The organism is Curtobacterium sp. Arg-1 (genome assembly GCF_025643395.1).
GTDB lineage: Bacteria > Actinomycetota > Actinomycetes > Actinomycetales > Microbacteriaceae > Curtobacterium > Curtobacterium poinsettiae.
The window spans coordinates 1,393,115-1,413,706 of the sequence record NZ_CP095731.1; the positions used below are offsets into that span (position 1 = coordinate 1,393,115).

Here is a 20,592-nt window from a genome sequence, read left to right on the forward strand (position 1 = left end):
CTGAGAAGGAGCCGCCTAGATGTGATGTCCAGGGACGTTGTGTCGTTGGGCGGTCGTTGACGCGCTGATCGAAGAAGGCCTCCCGGTGGTGGAGTGGAGCTGTCTAGGAACCGCTTCACCGACCAGGAGGCCTTCGTGTCCCACGCTAACGCTGCGCTGACCCCACGCGCCCGTCTTCGTCTCGCCAGGCTGATCGTCGAGGGCGGATGGCCCGCGACGACTGCAGCGAAGCTGTTCATGGTGTCGCCGATCACGGCCCGGAGGTGGGCTGCCCGATATCGGACTGATGGTGCTCCGGGAATGGCAGATCGGTCCAGCCGTCCGCACCGGATGCCGGCGAAGACGCCGCCGGAATTGGTGAAACGGATCGTGAAAGCGCGGTGGCGGCGCCGCCTCGGGCCGGTGCAGATCGGCGGCGAGCTGGGGCTACCGGCGTCGACGGTGCATGCCGTCCTGGTGCGATGCCGCATCAACCGGCTCTCCCACATCGACCGGATCACCGGGGAACCGATCCGCCGCTACGAACACGCGACTCCCGGCGCGATGATCCACGTTGACGTGACGAAGTTCGGAAACATCCCTGACGGCGACGGCTGGCGGTTCGTTGGGAAGCAGCAAGGCGACAAACACAAAGCCGCCACAGCGCTTCGGACAGGCAAGACCGCCAAGGGCAACTGGAAGATCGGCACCGCGTTCGTTCACACCGTGATCGACGACTGCTCTCGCGTCGCCTATGCCGAGATCCATGCTGACGAGCGAGCCGTCACTGCGATCGGCGTCCTCCAGCGGGCCGTCGCATGGTTCGCTGATCGGGGCGTCACGGTCGAGCGGGTGCTCTCCGACAACGGCTCCGCCTACAAGTCCCACGCTTGGACCGACGCATGCTCGGTGCTCGGGATCACACCGAAGAAGACCCGCCCCTACCGACCACAGACGAACGGGAAGATCGAGCGGTTCCACCGCACGCTCGGCGAGGGCTGGGCATACGCACGGTTCTACGGTTCAGAGGCCGAACGCCGAGGGGCGCTCCCCGGCTGGCTTCACTTCTACAATCACCACAGGACTCACTCCGCCATCGGAGCCCCACCCATCAGCAGACTCAACAACCTGCCTGGACATCACAGATAGACCAAAGGTGCGCTGCTTGTCACGCGTCCGTCGGCACGCCACCCTGCATCTGCGCCCGCATCTGGGCGAGGACATCGGCGTGCAGGAAGTTCGCCTCGGCCGCACTCGTGGGGTCGACCACGATGCCGAACTCCTCGGGGAGCGCGGACACGAGCTCGGACATCGGCACCGGACGCCCCTCGGCGTCGGGCAGACCGGCGGCGAGTTCGGCCGGGTCGGTGAAGACGGGCACGAACGGCTTGTCCCGGATCATGACGTGGGCGACGCTGCCGGCCTCCGGAGTGCCTGCTGGCTTCCAGGGGACCCACGCCGCGCTGCGCAGGAAGCCCGCGGGCGAGGCGGCCATCCTCCGTCGCAGTTCGGCGGCCGCGGTCGGCGGGGCTTTGTCGACGCCTCGGCCGAAGGCTGACCCGTTGGTCTGATCGGTACTCACACCAGCCATGCTGTCACGGTCGGCGCACACGGCGGGGTCGAGCCGCGCCTCCAGGCCGAAGCCCGGCGCACGCGGACGTGGGCCGGGCGTCGGAGGCGACGGACTCAGTACGCGGCCGACTGCCCGCCGTCGATCGGGACGACCGTCGCGTTGACGTAGGACGCGTCGTCGGAAAGCAGGAACGCGACGACGGCAGCGATCTCGGGGGCCTCGCCGTAGCGCTTCGTCGGGTTGACCTGGATGAACTCCTCGGCGGCCTTGCGGGGGTTCTCCGCGTCGAGCTGCTTCATCGAGTTCTCGACCATGGGCGTCCAGATGGCTCCGGGGGCGATGGCGTTGATGCGGATGCCGTAGTGGCCGTACTCGACGGCCGAGTTGCGGGTGAGGCCGACGACGCCGTGCTTGGCGGCGGCGTACCCGGACTGGTTGCCGATGCCGCGGATGCCGCCGACGCTCGCGGTGTTCACGACCATGCCGGAACCCTGCTCGCGCATGACCTTGAGCACCTTCTCGAGCCCGAGGAACACGCCACGCAGGTTGATCGACACGACCTTGTCGAACTCGGCGGCGGTGAAGGACTCGGTCGGGTTCTGCTTGCCCTCGATGCCGGCGTTGTTGAAGAAGCCGTCGATGCGGCCGAAGCGCTCGGTCGTGGCAGTGACGTAGGCGTCGACCTGGGCTTCATCGGAGACGTCGGCGACGGTCGTCAGGACCTGCGCGTCCGGGGTGGAGTCGAGGACGGCGGTCTTCGTCGCCTCGAGACCCTGCTCGGAGACGTCGACCAGGGAGAGCGCAGCGCCCTCGGCGGCCAGGCGGACGGCGGTCGCACGGCCGAGGCCGGAGCCGCCGCCGGTGATGAGGACAACACGGTCGGTGAAGCGGGTGGTGCCGGTGGTGGTTTCGGGCATGGGGGAGGCCTCCTGAGGTCTTCGACGGCGAAGGGCTCGGGGTCCGCGGTGGAGCAGCGAGTCCGATCAATGCATCCGCATCGATAAAAGTAGACTACACCTGTCGCGCAACGGCCTCGTCAGTGGGTGCCCAGCGGGTGCCCGCGGCCGACCTCAGCTCGTGATGACCGTGGTTGCCGTCGCGGTGGTCGCCGCCATGATGACGATCATCGCCGCGGCTCGGATCTGCTCGAGCACGGCCTGCACCGCGGGGCTCGCCCAGGTCCCCGAGGTGATCTCTTCGACCAGGCCCTTGTCGACCGCGCCGAACTGCTTGCGGAGCGTGTTCGTCGCGTCGAGCAGCCCGATGACCGCAGCGGAGAACGGTGTCGGGCCCGCCCGCCGAGCCAGCACGTCCGCGATGCCCGATCGCAGCAGTGCCTCCGGGGCTCCGTCGCGCTCCGGGTGCTTCGTGGTGGGGAAGAGGCCGAGCACCTTGCCCTGCTCGACGCTGATGATGCCCCTGGCGACGAGGCCGGCGAACACGTCATCGCGCAGCCGCTGCTTGCCGAGCCGGCTCACCCACCACTTCGCCTTGCGCGGCGCACCCGATGCCGCGATCGACCCGACGACGCCGTCGAGCACCGGGTCGCCCGTGGCGGCGCCGTTCACGACGGTGACCAGGCCGTTCTGCAGCGAGACGACACCGCGGAGTGCGAGGTCGGCGAGGACCGCGCCCGCGAGGCCGGTGTCCAGCGTCTGCCCGTCGAGGGACTTGCGGCCGCCGGGCTCGACCTGGAGGAGCGCGAACGCCTGCGGCACTGTGAGTTGCTCAGCCATGTCCGCAGCCTGCCACGCGGGGCGGAGGTGGTCCGGGCCTCCAGGCTGACACTCAGCGGCGCCGGGCCGCCCGGCGTCAGCAGGCGTCGAGCACGCGTTCCATCGCGTCCCGCTCCGCCGGGGCCACCCACAGGCGGTACTTCGTCTTCATCGTGACCTGGTGCTCGATGTAGGTGCAGCGGAACGCCTTGTTCGCGGGGAGCCAGGTCGCCGCGTCGCCGGAGCCCTTCTGCGAGTTGGACCGGCCGTCGACGGCGAACAGGTTCACCGGGTCGTTCGCCAGTGCCTGCCGCTCGGTCTCGGTGAGGCGCTGGGCTCCGGTGCGCCAGGCGTTCTCGAGCGCGACGACGTGGTCGATCTGCACGAGCGTCGAGGTCGTGTTGCCGAGGACGAAGTCCACCCGCGCACCGGTGTACGGCGAGACGAGGGTGCCGGTGAGGACCTTGCAGCGACCCTCGCGAGTGATGCCGGCCAGGTCGCGGGCGAGGACGTCGTTCCGCGTGTCGCACCCGTTGTGGTCGACGTCGAGCCAGGCGCTGCCGAAGTCGCCGGTGCGGTCGTAGCCGGTGGCCGCCGCCTTGCCCTTGACGGGCAGGTCGGCGAGCTGGGTGCGTGCGCGGACCGCGTCGGCGTCGGTTCCGCGGCTGACGGTCGGACTGGAGGCCGGGCTCGCCCCTGACGACGCGTCCTGCGGTCCGATCGTGGTCGTCTCCACGGCCGTGGGACCGCCCGCAGCGGTCGTGCCGGCCGCAGCGGTCGTGCCGGCCGTGTCGGTCGAGCCGGCCGCGTCGGCGTCCGGGCCGAGGGCCCCGGTGGCGTCGAGGGCGTACCCACCGACGGCGAGGGCCAGGACGACGAGGACGGAGGTCAGGGTGATGCGGCTGCGGCGTCGGCGGGACGTCATGCGGTGGGACTCCAGGTGGTGCGGGGCGGAACGTGGTGCGGTGGTGCGGGTCTGGCGGGACAGGGACGATCATCTCGTGCGTGACCGACATACCGGGGCGGCGCGCGCGGCACGGTGCGGGGTTGGTCGGTGTGTGCGGTCGGGGTTGTTCGGTGCGGGGTTGTGGCGTGGCACGGGGCGGGCAATGTCGCACGGGTTGGCGGATCTCGCACGGTGCGGATCTGGCGCGGCGGCGGGGCAGCGTGGTGAGCACGGTGCGGGGTTGGTCGGTGTGTGCGGTCGGGGTTAATTGGTGCGGGGTTGTGGCGTGGCACGGGGCGGGCAATCTCGCACGGGTCGGCGGACCTTGCACGGTGCGGATCTGGCGCGGCAGCGCGGCGGCGGGGCGGCGCGCGCGGCACGGTGCGGGGTTGGTCGGTGTGTGCGGTCGGGGTTGTTCGGTGCGGGGTTCTGGCGTGGCACGGGGCGGGCAATCTCGCACGGGTTGGCGGATCTCGCACGGTGCGGATCTGGCGGGGCAGCGGGGCAGCGGGGCAGCGCGGCGGCGGGCAGCGCGGCGGCGGGCGAACAGCGGGGGAGCCGGCAGGCGGCGGGTCAGGTCAGCAGGGAACGGATGTCGTCGGCGGTCAGGTCCTCGGCGAACAGGGCGTCGTCGTCGATCATCGTGGCGAACAGCTCGGCCTTGCGGGCGGCGAGGGCGAGGACCTTCTCCTCGATGGTGTCCTCGGCGATGAACCGCTGGACGCTCACCGACCGGGTCTGGCCGATGCGGTGCGTGCGGTCGACGGCCTGGGACTCGGCGGCGGGGTTCCACCACGGGTCGAGCACGAACACGGTGTCCGCCTCGGTCAGGGTGAGTCCGAAGCCGCCGGCCTTCAACGAGATGAGGAACGCCGGGGCGGTGCCCTGCCGGAAGCGTTCGATGACCTCGGGACGCTTGCGGGTGGAGCCGTCGAGGTACTCGTAGCCGATGCCGCGGGCGTCGAGGGCGTCGGACACCATCCGCAGGAACGAGGTGAACTGGCTGAACACCAGGGCGCGTCGCCCCTCTGCCGCGAGCTGTTCGAGTTCGTCGAGCAGCAGGTCGAGCTTGGCCGAGGGGATCGGGGTCGAGCCGGATGTGACGTCGGAGTCGGACGACGCCGACCCGGACGCTCCGGCGGACACCAGCGCCGGCGACAGCGCGAGCATCCGCAGCAGCGTCAGCGACCGGAACACGATCATCCGGTTCTTGGACAGGTCGTCGATCAGGTCGAGGACCTTCAGCCGCTCCCGGTTGAGCGTGCGCTCGTACAGCGCACGGTGCGCGGGGTCGAGCGTGACCCGGACCACTTGTTCTTGCTTCAGGGGCAGGTCGGACGCGACGGCTTCCTTGGTGCGGCGGAGCATGAGCGGCCGGATCCGTCGACGGAGCCGCCCGGTGAGTTCCTGACGGGCTTCGCCCCGGAGCTCGGGTGAGGCGAGGGGCTTCACGTAGTCGTCGCCGAACCGGGTCCAGGTCGACAGCAGCCCCGGCGCGACGATGTGGAACAGTGCCCACAGGTCGGTCAGCCCGTTCTCGAGCGGGGTGCCGGTGATCGCGAACTTCACCGGTGCCTGCAGCTCCGAGGCGACACGGTGGGTCTGCGACTGCGGGTTCTTCACGAACTGGGCCTCGTCGAGCACCAGCGCCGACCACGGCAGGTCGGTCCAGGCGTCGGCATCGAGCCGGAGCAGCGCGTAGGACGTGACGACGACGTCCGACGCGGCGGCGGTCCGTGCGACGAGCCCCGGGTCCTTCAGCGACGTCGAGGTCACCGTCGCGACCCGCAGCGACGGCACGAACTTCGCGGCCTCGGCCGCCCAGTTGCCGACGACCGAGGTCGGTGCGACGACCAGGAACGGGGGAGCGTCGGGCTCCGCGGCACGACGGGCGGCGACCATCGCGAGCACCTGCAGCGTCTTGCCGAGACCCATGTCGTCGGCGAGCACCCCGCCGATGCCGTGCGTCACCAGGAACGACAGCCACGCGTACCCGGCGTGCTGGTAGGGCCGCAGGTCGGCGTGCACGGTGTCCGGCACCGGGACGTCACCCGGGGGAGTCGCCCCGAGCAGCCCCGCGGTGATCGCCTGCCAGCGTTCGTCGTGCGAGGTCTCGTCGGCCAGCAGGTCGAACTCGGTCCACAGCCCGGCGTGCAGCGGCGTCACGGCGATCGGCTGGTCGGGCTCCCACTCGTCCAGGTCGCGGGCCTCGTCGATGAGTTCCTTGAGCCGGTCGAACGCGGGGTCGGCCAGGGACAGGTACGAGTTGTCGACGAGCTTCAGGCGTCGCTGCCGACCCGCGAGCGCGGTGAGCAGCGGCGTGAACGGGATCTGCTTGCCGTTGACGCTGACGATGATGCCGAGGTCGAACCAGTCGTGCTTGTCCGACGGCATCGTCGTGACGCGGATGTGCGGTCGCCCGCTCAGCCGCTCGTAGTCGAGCCGCTCGCCCTGCACGACGGTGCGGACGCCGAGCGACGGCAGCTCCGGCAGGAACTCGTTCGCGAACACCGCGACGTCGGCGCCGTCGATGGTGCCGTCCTGGAACCAGTCCAGTCCGCCACCGGGTCCGGCAGTGCGGACGGGAGGCCCGGCCCGCGTCGCGTCGTCGGCTGCCGTCGTCGCCGTGGCCGGCTCCACCGCCGCGGCCGGGTCCGAGACGGGAGTTTCGTCGGTGCCGGCCGGATCGTCGGCGGCACGGAGCCCGGACAGGTCGGGGAGCGGACCGTGCAGGGACACCGGGTCCTTCCGGCCGTCGACGTGCCAGCGCCAGTGCAGGTGCACGCGGTCGTCGGTGCGCGGCGCCCGGGCCGGCTCGAAGGTCGCGGTGAGCACGAGTTCGGGCGGGGTGCGCTCGGGCAGCTCCACCGAGCCGTCCGAGCTGACCAGCCCGAGTGCACCGCGCAACCGGGGCGACCAGTCCGCCAGGAACTCGTCGACCTCGGCCGTCGGCACGGTGATGCGGGTGCCCTCGACGAGCATGCGGCGCTGGTCCTCGGGCACCGGCGCGGGGGTCGGGGCGACGGCGACCGTGAACTCCGGGCTCTCGCGGAACACGTAGACGCCGTGGTCACCGATCATCCGCGCCGCACCGGGCACCACGGGTCGGCCGTCGAGCACCGCACTCGCGCCGATCACCACGGCGTCGTCGTGCCGGCCGACGTCGAGCAGCACCTGGGCCTGCGTGCCGAGCACCGCGCCGCCCTCGCGCTTGCCGGTGACGAACGCGATGTCGAGCGACGCGGCCTGTTGCAGGAGCGGCCAGAGCAGGGGACTCCGGAAGTCGTCGAGGTGCAGCCAGTCGCTCTCACCCGGCAACCCGGCGAGCTGCCCGGCACGGTGCAGGGCGGCGAGCTGCAGGAACCAGGCGTGCTGCTCGGCACCGACGCCGAGCCGGTTCTGCGAGTAGGGGAGCGTGCCCCAGGTCAGCTGCCCACGCACCCAGTTGCCGGCGTCGCTGCGGGTCACCGGGCGGACGCCGAGCCGCACGCTGCGGGACGCCGTCGGCAGCGCACGGCCGGCGGCACGGGCTCGCGAAGCGAGCTTGGCGGGGACCGCGTCACGCAACTCGAACTGCAGCCCCATTCGCGTGCCCTGCGGGGTGGGCGCCTGCTCGTCGTCACCGGCGAGGCGGGCGAGGTCGTGCCTCCAGTCAGAGGGCGGCGGAGCCGGCGCGTCCGGACGCGGGCCGGCGTTCGCGGCGAGGGCGCGGGCGTTGATGGTGAGGAGTGCAGCCGCGACGTGCTTGCAGTCGCCGCCGAGCGGGCAGCTGCAGCTGCTGCGGACCGGGCGGACGAAGTCGCCGCGCGCCGGGGTGGTGTCGACGCGCAGTTCGTACGGGTCGTCGGCGGTGCCGGACACGACCGCGGTGACCGTGCCGTCGTCGTCGTGCCAGGTGGCGTCGTCGACCAGTCCGGCGCGAACGACGTCGCGTGCACGGCCGAAGGTCTGCGGCCCGACGAATCGGATGACGTCGACGGCGTCGATCATCGGGGCTGCTGGCACGGGTCCATCGTGCCAGTCGCCACCGACGATCCGCGCCGCCACCCTGGGCGCCCCACATCGGGCAGGGCTACCGTCGACACCGGAGCGCGACGACTGCGGTCCACGGAACCGATTGGAAACGCATGCCGGACCGACTGCGGTGGGTACGCGACTCAGCCGACCACTGGAACGGGTGGCTCGGCTCGGAAGTCGTGTGCGACATCACCCGGACCGACACGTACACGGTCGATTCACCGGACCACTCGTTGACCGGTGGGCACTCGTCGTTCGAGAGCGCCGCCGCCCAGGTGCACGGTTGGGTGCGCTGGACCGGCCGTTAGGCCACGGAACGCAACCTGGTTGTAGGACCACCCGCCGCTCCTTAGCGTGAGGGGGCAGGTCGGCACCACCGCACGTGATCACTCCGCTCTGCTTCCAGGAGAGAGAGGTGGCCCCATGACCGACACGACCGAGTCGAAGTCGCCCGCTCCGGGCTCCGACCCCGCTGCGCGTCCCACGCCGCCGCGTTCACTCGTCGCCGTGGCCGGGCAGGACACCGACTCCGCCATCAGCTCACTCGCCGGCATGTACGCGGGAAAGGCCTGGTACTCCCGGGCCCTCGACCAGGACTACTGGTTCAAGTACGTCGGCGTCGGTGACGAACGGCTCAGCATCCGCCGTTCCCAGATGCACGGGTACCTGCGGGGCGACGTCGCCACCGAGGGCGAGGTCGTCGTGCAGTGGCTCGAACGCGGCGAAGCCCGCGTCGACGTCGGCCACGACGAGGTCCGCATGCAGCCCGGCGTCCCGACGATGTTCCCCGTCGAGCGCCGGTTCGAGATGGAGTACAAGGACTGGGACCAGCGCCTGGTGCACCTGCGCCGGGACCTGGTGCTCGACGTCGCTGCCGAGAACCACCTGGTCGACGGCACCGTGGCGTTCGACACGACCGCCGCCCCGGACCCGTCCGCCGTCGCACTCTGGCGCACCGCCGTGTCGGGTGCCCTCCACGCGTTGCGCGAGGAGGGCGAGGAGTCGCTCGCCTGGCACGAAGCGCAGCGCGACGTCGCCCGCGCCCTGTTCCGGATGTACCCGCTGCAGGCCGAGCGGTTCCCCTCCGGGTACGGCACCCGCAGCGACGGACGACTCCGTGCCGCGGTGGAGTTCATCCAGGCACACGCCCACGAGCCGCTGACCGTCGCCGACGTCGCACAGGCCGCGGGGCTCAGCATCCGCGGGATCCAGGAGTCGTTCCAGCGGGCGTTCGAGCGCTCGCCGATGACGTACCTGCGCGAGGTGCGGCTCGGGCGCGTGCACGAGGAACTGCGGGTCCTCGAGCCGCACGCTACCTCGGTGGCGGACGTCGCGCGGCGCTGGGGCTTCGCGCACATGGGGCGGTTCGCGTCGGTGTACGCGGCCCGGTTCGGGGAGTATCCGCGGGAGACGTTGCGGCGCTGAGCTGCACCGATCGTCGTCGACGACCCAGCCGTACACTGGCTCCACTCCGAGCCGGATCCGTCGATGTGCAGTTGCGGCTCGGCGCTGTCCGCACCCCTGTCACGAAGGTCTCGCCCATGGCATCCCGACCCACACGAACGACCAAGCAGTGGCTACCGCTGACCGCCCTCGTGCTGGGGCTGATCGGCAGCGCGGCCGGTGCGCTCGCCGGGCAGCCGAACTCGTGGCTGTGGTTCGCAGCGGGCGTGGTGGTCGCCGTTGTCTGGGCAGCGCTGAGACGCCGACGGTCTCCGTCGCGGTAGCCGCGCAGGGCCTCGGGGTCAGCGCTTCGCCGGCTCGGCGAGCTTGCTGTGCTTCCGCGAGTACCCGAAGTACACGCCGAGCCCGATCGCGAACCAGATCGCGAACCGCACCCACGTCTCCCACTGCAGGAACGTGACGAGCCACAGCGACGCGATGACGCCGATGATCGGGATGACGGGCATGAACGGCAGCCGGAACTGGCGGTCCAGGTCGGGCTGCCGGTAGCGCAGCACCACCACGGCCGAGCAGACCACGACGAACGCGAGCAGGATGCCGATGTTCGTGAGCTCGGCGACGACACCGATCGGCAGCACCCCGGCCAGGATCGCCGACGCGATGCCGAGGATCCAGGTCACGCGGGTCGGCACGTGCCGCTTCGGGTCGGTCTTCGCGAACCACTTCGGCATCAGACCGTCGCGGCTCATCGAGAACCAGACGCGCGAGGCACCGAGCATGAACGTCACCAGCACCGTGACGATGCCGACGATGGCACCGATCGCGATGACGTTGGCGACACCGCCGAGCCCGACCGACGCGAACGCCGACGAGAAGCCCGACGCCGGGTCGATGTCGGTGTACTTCTGCATCCCCGTGAGCACGAGGGTCGCCAGGACGTAGAGGACCATCGAGATGCCGAGGGACAGCAGGATCGCCTTCGGCATGTGCTTGCGGGCGTCGGTGGACTCCTCGGCCGCCGTGGACATGGCGTCGTAGCCGAACACGGCGAAGAACACGGTTGCGGCGCCGGTCATCACGCCGCCGAACCCGAACGGGAAGTACGGGGAGTAGTTCGCGCTGTTGATGTGGAACACCCCGAGCACGACGATGAGCACGACGAGCGCCACCTTGATGCCGACGGCGACGAACTCGAACCGGGCGGCGCTGCGGATGCCGCGGGTGAGCACGAACGCGGTGAGCAGGCACAGCGCGATCGCGAAGACGTCGATGACGTGGCCGTCACCGGTACCGGGGGCGCCGAGCATCCACGCGGGCAGGTCGATGCCGAACTGGCCGACCAGGAACCCGACGTAGCCGGAGATCCCGATCGCGACCACCGCCACGATCGCCGTGTACTCGAGCAGCAGGTCCCAGCCGATGAACCACCCGACGATCTCGCCGAGCACCGCGTAGCCGTACGTGTACGCACTGCCGGCCTTCGGGATGAGCCCGGCGAACTCGGCGTAGGACAGGGCGGCGGCGGCGCTCGCGACGCCGGCGACCAGGAAGCTGATCAGCACCGCGGGTCCGGCGACGCCGTTCGCGACGGTGCCGGCGAGGGTGAAGATGCCGGCGCCGATGATGCCGCCGATGCCGATCGCGGTGAGCTGCCACAGGCCGAGGTGCCGTTTGAGGCCGCCCTCGCCCCCGGCCTCGTCATCGATCGTCTCGATGGGCTTCCGTCGGAACAGGGTGCGTGTCGTCGTCGTCACCCGCCCATGGTGCACCCGGAGACGATTCCGCGCACGCACGCGGCTGCACCGCAGGCTCCGGGCGTACACCTGGAGCATGCGTCACCCGAAGAGGACCGAGCCCGGCCCCGGCCAGGAATCCGTCTGGGACTACCCCCGCCCACCCGCCGTCGAGCGGGTCACCGCCCGCGTCGTCGTCCGTCTGGGCGGCACGGTCGTCGCGGACACGACCGACGCCGTCCGAGTGCTCGAGACCTCGCACCCGCCGGTCTACTACCTGCCGATGGCCGATCTGGCCGAGGGCGCGCTCGTCAAGGCGTCGGGATCGAGCATGTGCGAGTTCAAGGGCCTGGCGCGCTACTTCGATGTCGTCGGCGGCGATGGCACGGTCGCGAGCCGTGCCGCCTGGAACTACCCGACCCCGGTTCCCGGCTACGAGTCGCTGCGGGAACGCGTCGCGATCTACCCGTCGGCGATGGACTCGTGCGAGGTCGGCGGCGAACGGGTCCAGGCGCAGGACGGCGACTTCTACGGCGGCTGGATCACGGCGGACATCGTCGGCCCGTTCAAGGGCGCGCCCGGCACGCTCGGCTGGTGACCCGGCGTCGTCAGGTGGGGCGGCCCTGACCCGGACCGACCCGGTTCGTGGGCGGCGGGGCGGACCCGATCCGGGCCTCCCGGCCGGACCGCGTCAGCGGTTGGCGTACGGCGACCAGAACGGCGGCGGGAACGTGCCGCCGCTCACGATCACGAGCACCTGCCAGACGAGCATGACGAGTCCGGCGGTGCCGATGACGATGCCGATCCACGACCACACCTGCACGGCTCGGCGACGGCCGGCGATCCGGATCGCCCGCCAGCCGCTCAGCACGCAGACCAGCCCGAACACGGCAGCGAGCAGAACGTGGCGGATGGTGGACTGCGCGGGCACGATGATGCCCAGGTAGAACGCGACCGGTCCGAGCAACACCGCGAAGGTCGCCGGAGCTGCCGGCGGTTCGTGGTCCCGAGCGACTGCTCCCATGGACGGCATGGTAGCGAGTGAACCTCGCTTCGGGTACGTCCGGGTCGCGCAGCGCGGGCATCCGGCCGTGGGAACGGGCACCATGGAGGCATGCGTTCCTTCTTCCGCGTCCTGCTCGGCCTGGCCCTCGTCGTCGCGGGCACGAGCCACCTCACCTTCGCGCGCAAGGAGTTCACGGCGCAGGTGCCCGACTTCGTGCCGCTCGACGACGACACGACGGTGCTCGCGTCCGGGGTCGCGGAGATCACGCTCGGCTCGGCCCTGGTGCTCGCGCCGAAGTCGGCGCGTCGCTTCGTCGGCTCGGTCGCTGCCCTGTTCTTCACGGTGATCTTCCCCGGCAACCTGTCGCAGTGGGTCAACCGTCGCGACGCCTTCGGCCTGGACAGCGACGAGAAGCGCTTCGGTCGCCTGTTCGGCCAGCCCGACCTCATCGCGCTCGCCCTCTGGTCGACGCGCGGCCGGCGCTCCTGATGGGCGCGCCCGCGCGGCAGACCGGGCCGGCCCCCGGCGTGGGCCCCGGGTCGGGTCCTGCGTCGGGTCCCGATCCGCTCGGGTCCGGCCCGGCGCGCTTCGGTCGGGAGGCCCGGCACCCCCTGGCAGGACGCGCTCGCGTCGCGGACGTGGTCGCCTCCGCCGCCCTGCTCGTGGTGCTCACGGTGGGTGCGTTGGCAGCGGGGTGGGGGATCAAGCTCATGTCGCTGGCGTTCGTGTCGTGTGCGGCACCGGGCAACACCTGCAACGAGACACTGGGTGACTCCGTGGTCGTCTTGGGGCCGATCATCGTGGCGGTGGTGCTCGTCGCGACGATCGTGGTGTGCGTGCTGCGGCTCGTGCGCCGACGGTTGACCTGGCCGGTGGTGCTCGTCGGTATGGCAGCGATCGTCGCGGTGTTCTTCGCCTCGCTGTTGCTCGTCGACAGCTCGGTCACGCACGGCATCTGAGCGGTTCTTCCTCCACAGGCCGGGCTCGTCGAGCGTCTCTCCACAGAAGCTGGTCGTTGCCTCGGGGGTGGATGCTGGGCAGCCACGCTGGGGCCATGCCTGACACCGAGATGCTCGACCGCCTGACCCGTGAACCCGTCCGCACCGACGACGACGTCGTCGCACTCGTCGAAGCCGTCGTCGAACGCCCGCTGCGCCGGCAGTGCTGGGTGCTGTTCCTCGACGACCGTGGGATGTCGATCCCGTTCCTGCTGCCGATCGCCGACCTGCCGTACTCGCCGGACGAACACGTCGACGACTTCGCCGCCCTGATCGCCGACATCGTCGCGCAGCTCGGTGCCGCCGACGTCGTGCTCGCGTGGGAACGCCCCGGCGCCGATCGCCTCTACCCGGTGGACTGGGAGTGGGTCGACGCCTGCGCGTGTGCCCTCGACGAGCAGTCCGTCCGGCTCCGCGCGCAGGTCGTCGTGCACTCCGGCGGAGCGGCCATCGTCGAGTTCGACGAGGAAACGCAGGCGGTGGCCTCGTGACGGGTCAGCCCTGGGGAGCGGTGTCCGGCACGGTCTGGCCGGTGAGCTCCTCGACGATCACCTTCGCCTCGGGCCACGACTTCGCGTAGTGGTCCGGGTCCGAGTTGATCTGCACTGCGTGTGCCATCTGCGTCGGCGTCATCGTCTTCCAGCCCGGCACCTTCACGAGCTTCGTGTAGAACATCGTCGCGGCCGTGTACGGGTCCATCCGCTGCTCGTACGTGCCCCAGGCGCCGTTGTCGCGCTGCTGGAACAGTCCGCGGCTGTCCGGGCCGGCGGCGTCGCCGTGGTCCAGGTTGACCAGGCTCGACTCACCGATCGCGGTCATCACGCCGACGGCCTGCGTGTGCGGGCCGATCCCGAGTGCCTGGGCGGCTTCGATCACGTGCGCGGCGTTCACCAGGCGGTCCTGGCAGAAGCCGGCGACGGGTCCGGCCGGCACGACCATGCCGCCGATCGTCTTCGAGGCGACGGCCGGGCACGCGGGCTCCGGTGTGGCGGCGCTCGACTTGGCGACCCCGGCGAGCGAGTTGACCGCGATCACCACGAGGACGACCACGCCGATGCCGACCGCCACGATCCCGGCGCCGAACACCGAGGCCAGGGTGATGCCGACACGGCGCATGACGGGACCTCTCGACGGGCTGGGCGAGTGCTGGGCGGACGGAGCGGGAAGAGCAGCACGAGCGTACGGGCGCCTCCTGGGAAGCCTGCGGCGGCCCGCCGTGGTCGCACGATCGGGGTTGGGGTTGGGGTTGGGGTTGGGGTTGGGGTTCGGGTTCGCGGTTCGGAGTTCGGAGTCCGCGGTCCGCCGCCGGTTGCTCGCCGCGGGGAAGGTGCATCCCCAACAACGAGTGACGGTTCTGGTTCACGAAGCGCAGGGCTTCGTGAACCAGAACCGTCACGGTCATCCGTGCGCGGCGGTCAGCGGTCGCGTCGGCCGACCCCTCGACCCCGACCCCGAGCCCGACGCAGGTGCCAGCCTCCGGCGGACAGCGACAGCGCGGCGAGCACCGCGATGACGACGGTCCAGATGACGCTCGTCGCTTCCATCAGGCGTCGCGCTGGTCGTGCGGCGGGCGCTGCACCTTCGTCGGTTCCGTGACGAGTCCGGTCGGGGCCTTCTCGGCCTGCTTCCGTCCGTGGGTGAACCACGTCAGGACCCAGAGCAGCACCCCCAGGGCCAGCAGGGCGCCGGCGATCTGGTACTGCTGCGGGTCACGACCGGACGAGAACGGCATGACGAGCCACAGGCACGTGACGATGCCGATGATCGGGATGACCACACCGGCACGGAAGTGCTTGTGGTCGACCTTGTCGCGGCGCAGCACGAGCACGGTCACGTTGACGACGGCGAACACCGTCAGCAGCAACAACGAGGTGGTGCCACCGAGGACCACGACGATGGGGGAGTCGGGGTCGAGCGAGACCCACCCGATCAGCAGGAGCGAGATGAGCGTGGTGAAGACGATCGCGGTCGACGGGGTGCGACGGGCGGGGGAGATGCGGGACAGGAAGCCCGGCAGCACGCCCTGCTTGCTCATGCCGTAGAGCAGACGCGACGCCATCATCATGTTGATCAGGGCCGTGTTGGCGACGGCGAACATCGAGATGAACGGCAGCAGGTCGGCGATGGGGAAGTCCGGCGCCGCGGTCTGCACCACGGTCACCAGCGGCGTCTCGTTGCCGGCGAGCTCACCGATCGGCACCACGGCGACGGCGCAGATCGACACGAGCACGTAGATCACGGCGGTGATGCCGAGGCCGGTGAGCATGATCTTCGGGAAGATGCGCGAGGGGTCCTTCGTCTCCTCGGCCATGTTGACCGAGTCCTCGAACCCGACCATCGCGAAGAACGCCAACGACGTCGCGGTGCTGATCGACAGCAGCAGGGACTTGTCCTCCGGCGTCTCGAACATCACGACCCGCGAGAAGTCCGCGTTGCCGCCCGCGATCGCCCAGAACCCGATCAGGATCACCATGACGAGACCGGACAGCTCGACCAGCGTCAGCACGACGTTCGTCTTGACGCTCTCGCTCACCCCGCGGAAGTTGATGAACATCACCGCGAGCATGAAGCCCATCGCGATGAGCATCACCACGCCGTTCGGCAGTTCGATGCCGAACCCCGCGCCGAGGTTCGCCGCGAACGCCCGCGACGCCGTCGACGCCGACGTGATCCCGGAACACATCACGATGAACGTCACGATGAACGTGACGAAGTGGATGCCGAACGCCTTGTGCACGTAGAGCGCGGCGCCGGCGGTCTGCGGGTACTTCGTCACGAGCTCGAGGTACGAGAACGCCGTCAGCAGAGCGACCGCGAACGCGATGAGGAACGGGAGCCACGCTGCCCCACCGACCTCGGCCGCGACCTGGCCGGTGAGCGCGTAGACACCCGTACCGAGGATGTCGCCGACGATGAACAGCAGCAGGAGCTTGGGACCGATGACCCGGCGGAGCTCGTGCTGCTCCTGCTGTGGGCGGTCCGTCTTGGTGGTGGCCATGCGTCACCCTTGCGCGCGGAACACCTTGCTGTCCAGTCCCACAGGAAGGTTTCTCGCGATCGCAACACGGTCCCGCGGCGACGGATACGCTCCGGGCCATGGACCAGCAGTCGAACACCACCGAGGAGCCCATCGAGTTCGCGGACTTCAACGCGAAGCTCCTGGTGCTCGATGTCCTCTGCTACGACCTCGACGTCCTCGACCCCTACGACCCGGACGCCGAGGACGAGACCGACGAGGACCTCGACGTCGACGGGCAGGACGACCGGGCGCGCGAGTACTACGACGACCTCGACCTGCTGCCGTCGCACCTGTCGCTCGTCACGGAGATCACGGTGGACTCCGACCTCGAGGTCCTGCAGGACGTCCACCCCGGCTGGGACGGCTCGGACGACCGCTTCGACCCGCAGAACTGGGACGACCTGCTCGACCTGCCGGAGCTCCGCACCGTGTACGCCGCCGCACCGTTGCCCGCCCACGTCGCCGAGCGGTTGGCGACGAAGGGTGTCGAGGTCCGCTCCGCCTGAGCGGGACGCAACCGGCACCCGACCGGCACCCGACCGGGACGGGCCGACGGCTAGCGGTCGAGCGCCCGCACCTGCTCGGTGAACTGCTTCGCGCCACCCTGCGCCGGGTGCCGTACGGCGACCGCCTCGATGCCGGCCAGCGCGAGCGCTCCCTGCGCCTTCCGACCGACGGCGACCACCCGGACCTTGTCTGCGCCGCCGAGGGCCTCCAGCAGCGCGAGCGCGACGGGCGCTCCCGAGCGGACCTCGGCGGGCCGGGGCGTGCGGTTCGTCAGCCGGTCCGGTGCCACGAACGGATGGTGCGGGAAGATCGCCCACGCGACGGGGAGCGCGCCGTGCCACCCCTCGAGCGCTGCGTGCACGACGCGGGACGACGCTTCCCACGGGGCGGTCGGGTCCGGCGGCACGAGGTACTCGGACCCGAGTTCACGCATGCTCGTGAACGGCACGCCCGTGTTCGTCATGCCGCGCCACCCCGGGGCCTCGGCCACGAGCAGCGTGTCGGCACCCGGCCCGGACTGCTCCAGGTACCGCGTCAGGTTCGCCCGACGCAGCCGCCCCTCGTCCGATCCGACGTCGTAGAGCACCTCGGCGTCGGACTCCACGGGCACGGCGTCGATCGCGGCCCAGAAGGCCGCGAACCGATCGCCCGTGTCCGGGGCACCCGACCTGCTCACGAGCGTCCGAGCACCCGGCGGTAGACGTCCTCGAGCCCCGCGGCCGACCGCTCCCAGCTGAGCCGCTCCGCGTGCTCCCGGCCCGCAGCAGCGAGCCCGGCGGCGTAGGGCGCATCCGTCAGGATCCGCTCGATCTCGTTCGCCCAGTCCTGCGGGTCGCGGGACTCGAGCACGACACCCGTCTCCCCGTCGACCACGGCCTCACGAAGACCCCCGGCGGCGGCGGCCACGACCGGCACCCCGGAAGCGGACCCCTCGAGCGCGACGAGGCCGTACGTCTCGGAGTGGGACGGCACGAGCACGGCTGCCGCGCCACGGAACAGGAACGCCAGGTCGGCACGCGACTGCGGCCCGATGAAGGTGACGTGGTCGGCGATGCCACGCGCGTCGGCGAGCCGACGCAGTTCGTCCACGTAGTCGCCCGCCTCACTCGAGACGTCGCCCGCGATGACCAGGGTGGGGCGGGCCTCCAGGCTGATGTCGGCGATCGCCTCGATCGCCAGGTCCAGGCCCTTGAGCGGCTGCACGCGCGCCGCCGCGACCACGTAGGGCGAGGCGGCGCGGCGCGCACCGACGGCAGCGGGACGGAAGACGGAACCGTCGACCCCCGGCGGCACGATCCAGATGCGGGCGTCGTCGCCACCGAGCCGCGAGCGCACGGTCGACGCTTCGGCCTCGGACACCACGACGACGGCGTCGGACTCGCGGGCCAGCAGTTCTTCGCCCGCGATGCGACCGGCGGACTCGGGGCGCTCGCCCTCGGACAGCGGCGTCGCCGGGTCGGCAGCGATGGAGTGGAAGGACTGCACGTGGGGGATGCCGCGCTCGCGGGCGACGGGCAGCGCGGCCGCTCCGGAGAACCAGTGGTGCGAGTGCAGGACGTCGAACTGCCCGAGCTGCTCGAGCTCGTGGCGGAACGGCTCGATGAACGCGTCGTGCTCACCCTTCGGCACCGGCTGGGCCGGCCCCGCGGACAGGAACCGCAGACACACGCCCGGCACCAGCGAGACCGAGTCCGGCTGCGTGGGGGCGGACCGGCGCGTGATGATGTCGACGTGGTGGCCCAGGTCGGCCAGCGCCTCGGCCTGGTGCCGGACGACGACGTTCATGCCGCCGACCTCGCCCGAACCGGGTTCGTCTCCGGGGGAGGTGTGCAGCGACACCAGCCCGATGTGCAGGGGTTCGGTCGTCGAGCTCACCGCTCAACCCTAGCCGCGCTGCCCCCGCTGCGACGGGCGTGCGGGCGCCACCACGACGGGCTGGCGGCCAGCCTCGTCTGGCGTGTCGGTGGGGAGGGTGGGCCCACGCCGCCGGTTCCCGGGCGACGCGCCAGCGGCGTCCGGGCCGTGTCGGTGGGGAGGATCACCTCCCAGGATCTGCACGCGCTCGTCGCCGTGTCGCTCCCAGAACGACGCCGTCCACGCGCACAGCGCCCCGTCGAGCAGGTCCTCGCGGTGCTTGTGCGTCGGACCGTGCAGCACCGACGGATCGGCGAGCCGCTGCGTCAGCGGGTGCGAGTCGAGCAGCAGCGGTGGGTCGAGCGGGGTCTCGCGCAGCCGCCGGACCAGTTCGTCGAAGGCCTCGGCGCGACGGGCACGGGCCTCGGCGGCGGGGATCCGCAGGTCGAGTCGCTTGTAGCGGGGGCGTTCGACGTCGTACCCGAGCTCCTCCACCCCCACCAGCGTCGTGTACGGGTAGCACTCGAACATCGCCGGACCGGTCCGTGCCCGCATGGCGTCCGTGTCGGAGACGTACCCGACGCCGAGTGCGGTCAGCCGGTCGAGCAGCGCTGAGCCGGCGCTCGCCGCAGATGCCTGGTTCGTCGGGTTGGCCGCGACCTTCCACCGGCCGTAGCGCTGCCCGACCTGTCGTTCGGACTCGCGGATGCCCGTCGGGTTCGTCACGACGAGCGAGGCGTCCACGGCGATCAGGGATCGCGGCCCGAGGTGCGCGGCGATCCAGTCCGTGACGGCGTCGACCCCGCGGGCCCACCCGGCGTCGGTGATCGTGCCGTCGGAGTCCATCGCGACCAGCCCGGTCTCGTTCGCGGCCTTCCGATCCGAGCCGAGTCCCCACGCGAGGTCGATGCCGAGGTACGCGTTCACCCGCCCCATCCTGCCCGGCGCACGGTTCATCCTCACAGCGCGGCTGCCCCGGAGTGGGGGTGCAGCGGTCGACGGAGGACGAGGCACCCTGGATCGTCGTACCGAACACGAGGGGATGTCGCAGGATGCGCTGGTCAGCACTACCGACGAAGGCGAAGGCTTCGGTCGTCGTCGCGATCGCAGCGGTGATCTGGGTCGGAGGCGTGGGCACCGCCGGTGCTGTGGTCGGTGCCGCCGTGACCAGTGCCAGCCAGGACACGGCTGCTCCGCGAGCCGTCGCCGACGTCGCCACGACCCCGACACCCAGCGCGACGCCGACCCCGACCCCGACGCCGACGCCGGTCGTCGAGGTGTCGGAGGTCTCGAAGGACTTCCCGATCCACTTCCGGAAGACCACCATCGACGATCCGACCCTGGCGAAGGGCCAGACGCGGCTGCAGACGGCGGGTGTCGACGGCGTGCTCACCCGCACGTACCGAGTGACCACCACCGACGGCGTCGAGACGGACCGAGTCCAGGTGTCCAGGACCGTGTCGACGGCACCGGTGCCCGAGGTGACTGCGATCGGGTCGTACGTCGAGCCTGCTCCGGCCCCCGCGGCTCCCGCGCCTGCGCCAGCTGCTCCTGCTCCCGCGCCCGTCGAGCAGGCGCCCGCGCAGTCGCAGGACTTCATCACGCCCGGGGCGTTCTGTGCCGATGCGCAGGCCGGTGTCGTCGCGCGGGCGGCGAACGGCAACTCGTACACCTGCGGCGGCAAGGGTCCTGACGCGAACGGTCACCTGCACTGGAACGTCATGTGAGTGCTGCCCGCAAGACACCGGTGTCCGCGCCCCGAACACCGGCGTGCGCGTGTTCGACCAGGGAACACCGGTGTCCAGCGGGAGCGCGAAGGCGCACGCACACCGGGCTGCGGG

The 20,592-nt window shown here is 71.0% G+C and carries 22 protein-coding genes; 9 read left to right on the plus strand and 13 right to left on the minus strand.

Going from position 1 to position 20,592, the window contains the following annotated elements:
- Positions 1 to 135 precede the first annotated feature (135 nt).
- On the plus strand, positions 136 to 1,128 hold the full coding sequence (locus tag MXD64_RS06720) for an IS481 family transposase (protein WP_263137308.1): 993 nt from the start codon (positions 136 to 138) through the stop codon (positions 1,126 to 1,128).
- A gap of 19 nt (positions 1,129 to 1,147) precedes the next feature.
- On the opposite strand, the gene MXD64_RS06725 is transcribed toward MXD64_RS06720, so the two are convergent.
- The 5 genes from MXD64_RS06725 to MXD64_RS06745 form a co-directional block, all read right to left on the minus strand.
- Positions 1,148 to 1,561: an SseB family protein gene (locus MXD64_RS06725; RefSeq protein ID WP_259496159.1), complete on the minus strand. Its 414-nt coding sequence runs from the start codon at positions 1,559 to 1,561 to the stop codon at positions 1,148 to 1,150.
- Between the two features lie 104 nt (positions 1,562 to 1,665).
- On the minus strand, positions 1,666 to 2,469 hold the full coding sequence (locus MXD64_RS06730) for a glucose 1-dehydrogenase (RefSeq protein WP_263137309.1): 804 nt from the start codon (positions 2,467 to 2,469) through the stop codon (positions 1,666 to 1,668).
- A 153-nt stretch (positions 2,470 to 2,622) separates the two neighbouring features.
- Complete coding sequence (locus tag MXD64_RS06735) at positions 2,623 to 3,288, minus strand: GOLPH3/VPS74 family protein (protein ID WP_082509328.1); 666 nt, start codon at positions 3,286 to 3,288, stop codon at positions 2,623 to 2,625.
- A gap of 76 nt (positions 3,289 to 3,364) precedes the next feature.
- Positions 3,365 to 4,192: an HNH endonuclease family protein gene (locus MXD64_RS06740; protein WP_263137310.1), complete on the minus strand. Its 828-nt coding sequence runs from the start codon at positions 4,190 to 4,192 to the stop codon at positions 3,365 to 3,367.
- 594 nt (positions 4,193 to 4,786) lie between these two features.
- Positions 4,787 to 8,218 carry a DEAD/DEAH box helicase gene (locus MXD64_RS06745; RefSeq protein WP_263137311.1) on the minus strand — a complete coding sequence of 1,144 codons (3,432 nt, stop codon included), beginning with the start codon at positions 8,216 to 8,218 and terminating at the stop codon, positions 4,787 to 4,789.
- Between the two features lie 122 nt (positions 8,219 to 8,340).
- Here MXD64_RS06745 and MXD64_RS06750 point away from each other — a divergent pair, with 122 nt between their 5' ends.
- Both MXD64_RS06750 and MXD64_RS06755 read left to right on the plus strand, forming a co-directional pair.
- On the plus strand, positions 8,341 to 8,538 hold the full coding sequence (locus MXD64_RS06750; RefSeq protein WP_017886538.1) for a hypothetical protein: 198 nt from the start codon (positions 8,341 to 8,343) through the stop codon (positions 8,536 to 8,538).
- A gap of 115 nt (positions 8,539 to 8,653) precedes the next feature.
- Positions 8,654 to 9,655, plus strand: coding sequence for an AraC family transcriptional regulator (locus tag MXD64_RS06755; protein ID WP_071251569.1), 1,002 nt, complete (start codon positions 8,654 to 8,656; stop codon positions 9,653 to 9,655).
- A 320-nt stretch (positions 9,656 to 9,975) separates the two neighbouring features.
- On the opposite strand, the gene MXD64_RS06760 is transcribed toward MXD64_RS06755, so the two are convergent.
- Complete coding sequence (locus tag MXD64_RS06760; protein WP_017886540.1) at positions 9,976 to 11,388, minus strand: amino acid permease; 1,413 nt, start codon at positions 11,386 to 11,388, stop codon at positions 9,976 to 9,978.
- A 76-nt stretch (positions 11,389 to 11,464) separates the two neighbouring features.
- On the opposite strand from MXD64_RS06760, the gene MXD64_RS06765 reads away from it, so the two are divergent.
- Positions 11,465 to 11,965: a DUF427 domain-containing protein gene (locus tag MXD64_RS06765; protein ID WP_031259408.1), complete on the plus strand. Its 501-nt coding sequence runs from the start codon at positions 11,465 to 11,467 to the stop codon at positions 11,963 to 11,965.
- Positions 11,966 to 12,058: 93 nt separating this feature from the next.
- Here the strand turns inward: MXD64_RS06765 and MXD64_RS06770 are convergent, their stop codons facing one another.
- Positions 12,059 to 12,391 (minus strand): hypothetical protein, encoded by a 333-nt coding sequence (locus tag MXD64_RS06770; RefSeq protein ID WP_017886542.1) that lies wholly within the window; start codon positions 12,389 to 12,391, stop codon positions 12,059 to 12,061.
- 90 nt (positions 12,392 to 12,481) lie between these two features.
- On the opposite strand from MXD64_RS06770, the gene MXD64_RS06775 reads away from it, so the two are divergent.
- The 3 genes from MXD64_RS06775 (at position 12,482) to MXD64_RS06785 (ending at position 13,862) form a co-directional block, all read left to right on the plus strand.
- Positions 12,482 to 12,862: a DoxX family protein gene (locus MXD64_RS06775; protein WP_263137312.1), complete on the plus strand. Its 381-nt coding sequence runs from the start codon at positions 12,482 to 12,484 to the stop codon at positions 12,860 to 12,862.
- Positions 12,835 to 13,332 carry a DUF6264 family protein gene (locus MXD64_RS06780; protein ID WP_228500578.1) on the plus strand — a complete coding sequence of 166 codons (498 nt, stop codon included), beginning with the start codon at positions 12,835 to 12,837 and terminating at the stop codon, positions 13,330 to 13,332. The genes MXD64_RS06775 and MXD64_RS06780 overlap by 28 nt, the downstream gene beginning before the upstream one ends.
- A gap of 95 nt (positions 13,333 to 13,427) precedes the next feature.
- Complete coding sequence (locus tag MXD64_RS06785) at positions 13,428 to 13,862, plus strand: hypothetical protein (protein WP_017886545.1); 435 nt, start codon at positions 13,428 to 13,430, stop codon at positions 13,860 to 13,862.
- 4 nt (positions 13,863 to 13,866) lie between these two features.
- Here MXD64_RS06785 and MXD64_RS06790 read toward each other — a convergent pair whose 3' ends face one another.
- From MXD64_RS06790 to MXD64_RS06800, 3 genes are all read right to left on the minus strand, one after another.
- A complete protein-coding gene (locus tag MXD64_RS06790) occupies positions 13,867 to 14,487 on the minus strand; it encodes a hypothetical protein (protein ID WP_017886546.1) in 621 nt (206 codons plus the stop codon).
- Positions 14,488 to 14,786: 299 nt separating this feature from the next.
- Positions 14,787 to 14,915 (minus strand): hypothetical protein, encoded by a 129-nt coding sequence (locus MXD64_RS06795; protein WP_263137313.1) that lies wholly within the window; start codon positions 14,913 to 14,915, stop codon positions 14,787 to 14,789.
- A complete protein-coding gene (locus MXD64_RS06800; RefSeq protein ID WP_017886548.1) occupies positions 14,915 to 16,369 on the minus strand; it encodes an APC family permease in 1,455 nt (484 codons plus the stop codon). Before MXD64_RS06800 ends, MXD64_RS06795 begins: the two co-directional genes overlap by 1 nt.
- Before the next feature lie 98 nt (positions 16,370 to 16,467).
- Here MXD64_RS06800 and MXD64_RS06805 point away from each other — a divergent pair, with 98 nt between their 5' ends.
- Positions 16,468 to 16,896, plus strand: a complete 429-nt coding sequence (locus tag MXD64_RS06805; protein ID WP_052481637.1) for a DUF6892 domain-containing protein — start codon at positions 16,468 to 16,470, stop codon at positions 16,894 to 16,896.
- A 50-nt stretch (positions 16,897 to 16,946) separates the two neighbouring features.
- Here MXD64_RS06805 and MXD64_RS06810 read toward each other — a convergent pair whose 3' ends face one another.
- Genes MXD64_RS06810 through MXD64_RS06820 form a run of 3 tightly spaced genes read right to left on the minus strand, consistent with a single transcriptional unit; the run spans position 16,947 to position 19,678 of the window.
- Positions 16,947 to 17,573, minus strand: a complete 627-nt coding sequence (locus tag MXD64_RS06810; RefSeq protein ID WP_214585246.1) for a uracil-DNA glycosylase — start codon at positions 17,571 to 17,573, stop codon at positions 16,947 to 16,949.
- Positions 17,570 to 18,772, minus strand: a complete 1,203-nt coding sequence (locus tag MXD64_RS06815; RefSeq protein WP_017886551.1) for a glycosyltransferase — start codon at positions 18,770 to 18,772, stop codon at positions 17,570 to 17,572. The genes MXD64_RS06810 and MXD64_RS06815 overlap by 4 nt, the downstream gene beginning before the upstream one ends.
- A 9-nt stretch (positions 18,773 to 18,781) precedes the next feature.
- A complete protein-coding gene (locus MXD64_RS06820) occupies positions 18,782 to 19,678 on the minus strand; it encodes a DUF429 domain-containing protein (protein WP_214585247.1) in 897 nt (298 codons plus the stop codon).
- Between the two features lie 125 nt (positions 19,679 to 19,803).
- Between MXD64_RS06820 and MXD64_RS06825 the strand changes: the two genes are divergently transcribed.
- Positions 19,804 to 20,478 (plus strand): G5 domain-containing protein, encoded by a 675-nt coding sequence (locus MXD64_RS06825; protein ID WP_214585248.1) that lies wholly within the window; start codon positions 19,804 to 19,806, stop codon positions 20,476 to 20,478.
- Positions 20,479 to 20,592: the final 114 nt, after the last annotated feature.

What these genes read in the sequence shown, in the direction of transcription:
- MXD64_RS06730 (WP_263137309.1), bottom strand. Translation starts at nt 2,469, where the DNA reads ATGCCCGAAACCACCACCGGCACCACCCGCTTCACCGACCGTGTTGTC.
- MXD64_RS06735 (WP_082509328.1), bottom strand. Translation starts at nt 3,288, where the DNA reads ATGGCTGAGCAACTCACAGTGCCGCAGGCGTTCGCGCTCCTCCAGGTC.
- MXD64_RS06740 (WP_263137310.1), bottom strand. Translation starts at nt 4,192, where the DNA reads ATGACGTCCCGCCGACGCCGCAGCCGCATCACCCTGACCTCCGTCCTC.
- MXD64_RS06750 (WP_017886538.1), top strand. Translation starts at nt 8,341, where the DNA reads ATGCCGGACCGACTGCGGTGGGTACGCGACTCAGCCGACCACTGGAAC.
- MXD64_RS06755 (WP_071251569.1), top strand. Translation starts at nt 8,654, where the DNA reads ATGACCGACACGACCGAGTCGAAGTCGCCCGCTCCGGGCTCCGACCCC.
- MXD64_RS06765 (WP_031259408.1), top strand. Translation starts at nt 11,465, where the DNA reads ATGCGTCACCCGAAGAGGACCGAGCCCGGCCCCGGCCAGGAATCCGTC.
- MXD64_RS06770 (WP_017886542.1), bottom strand. Translation starts at nt 12,391, where the DNA reads ATGGGAGCAGTCGCTCGGGACCACGAACCGCCGGCAGCTCCGGCGACC.
- MXD64_RS06775 (WP_263137312.1), top strand. Translation starts at nt 12,482, where the DNA reads ATGCGTTCCTTCTTCCGCGTCCTGCTCGGCCTGGCCCTCGTCGTCGCG.
- MXD64_RS06785 (WP_017886545.1), top strand. Translation starts at nt 13,428, where the DNA reads ATGCCTGACACCGAGATGCTCGACCGCCTGACCCGTGAACCCGTCCGC.
- MXD64_RS06790 (WP_017886546.1), bottom strand. Translation starts at nt 14,487, where the DNA reads ATGCGCCGTGTCGGCATCACCCTGGCCTCGGTGTTCGGCGCCGGGATC.
- MXD64_RS06795 (WP_263137313.1), bottom strand. Translation starts at nt 14,915, where the DNA reads ATGGAAGCGACGAGCGTCATCTGGACCGTCGTCATCGCGGTGCTCGCC.
- MXD64_RS06800 (WP_017886548.1), bottom strand. Translation starts at nt 16,369, where the DNA reads ATGGCCACCACCAAGACGGACCGCCCACAGCAGGAGCAGCACGAGCTC.
- MXD64_RS06805 (WP_052481637.1), top strand. Translation starts at nt 16,468, where the DNA reads ATGGACCAGCAGTCGAACACCACCGAGGAGCCCATCGAGTTCGCGGAC.
- MXD64_RS06825 (WP_214585248.1), top strand. Translation starts at nt 19,804, where the DNA reads ATGCGCTGGTCAGCACTACCGACGAAGGCGAAGGCTTCGGTCGTCGTC.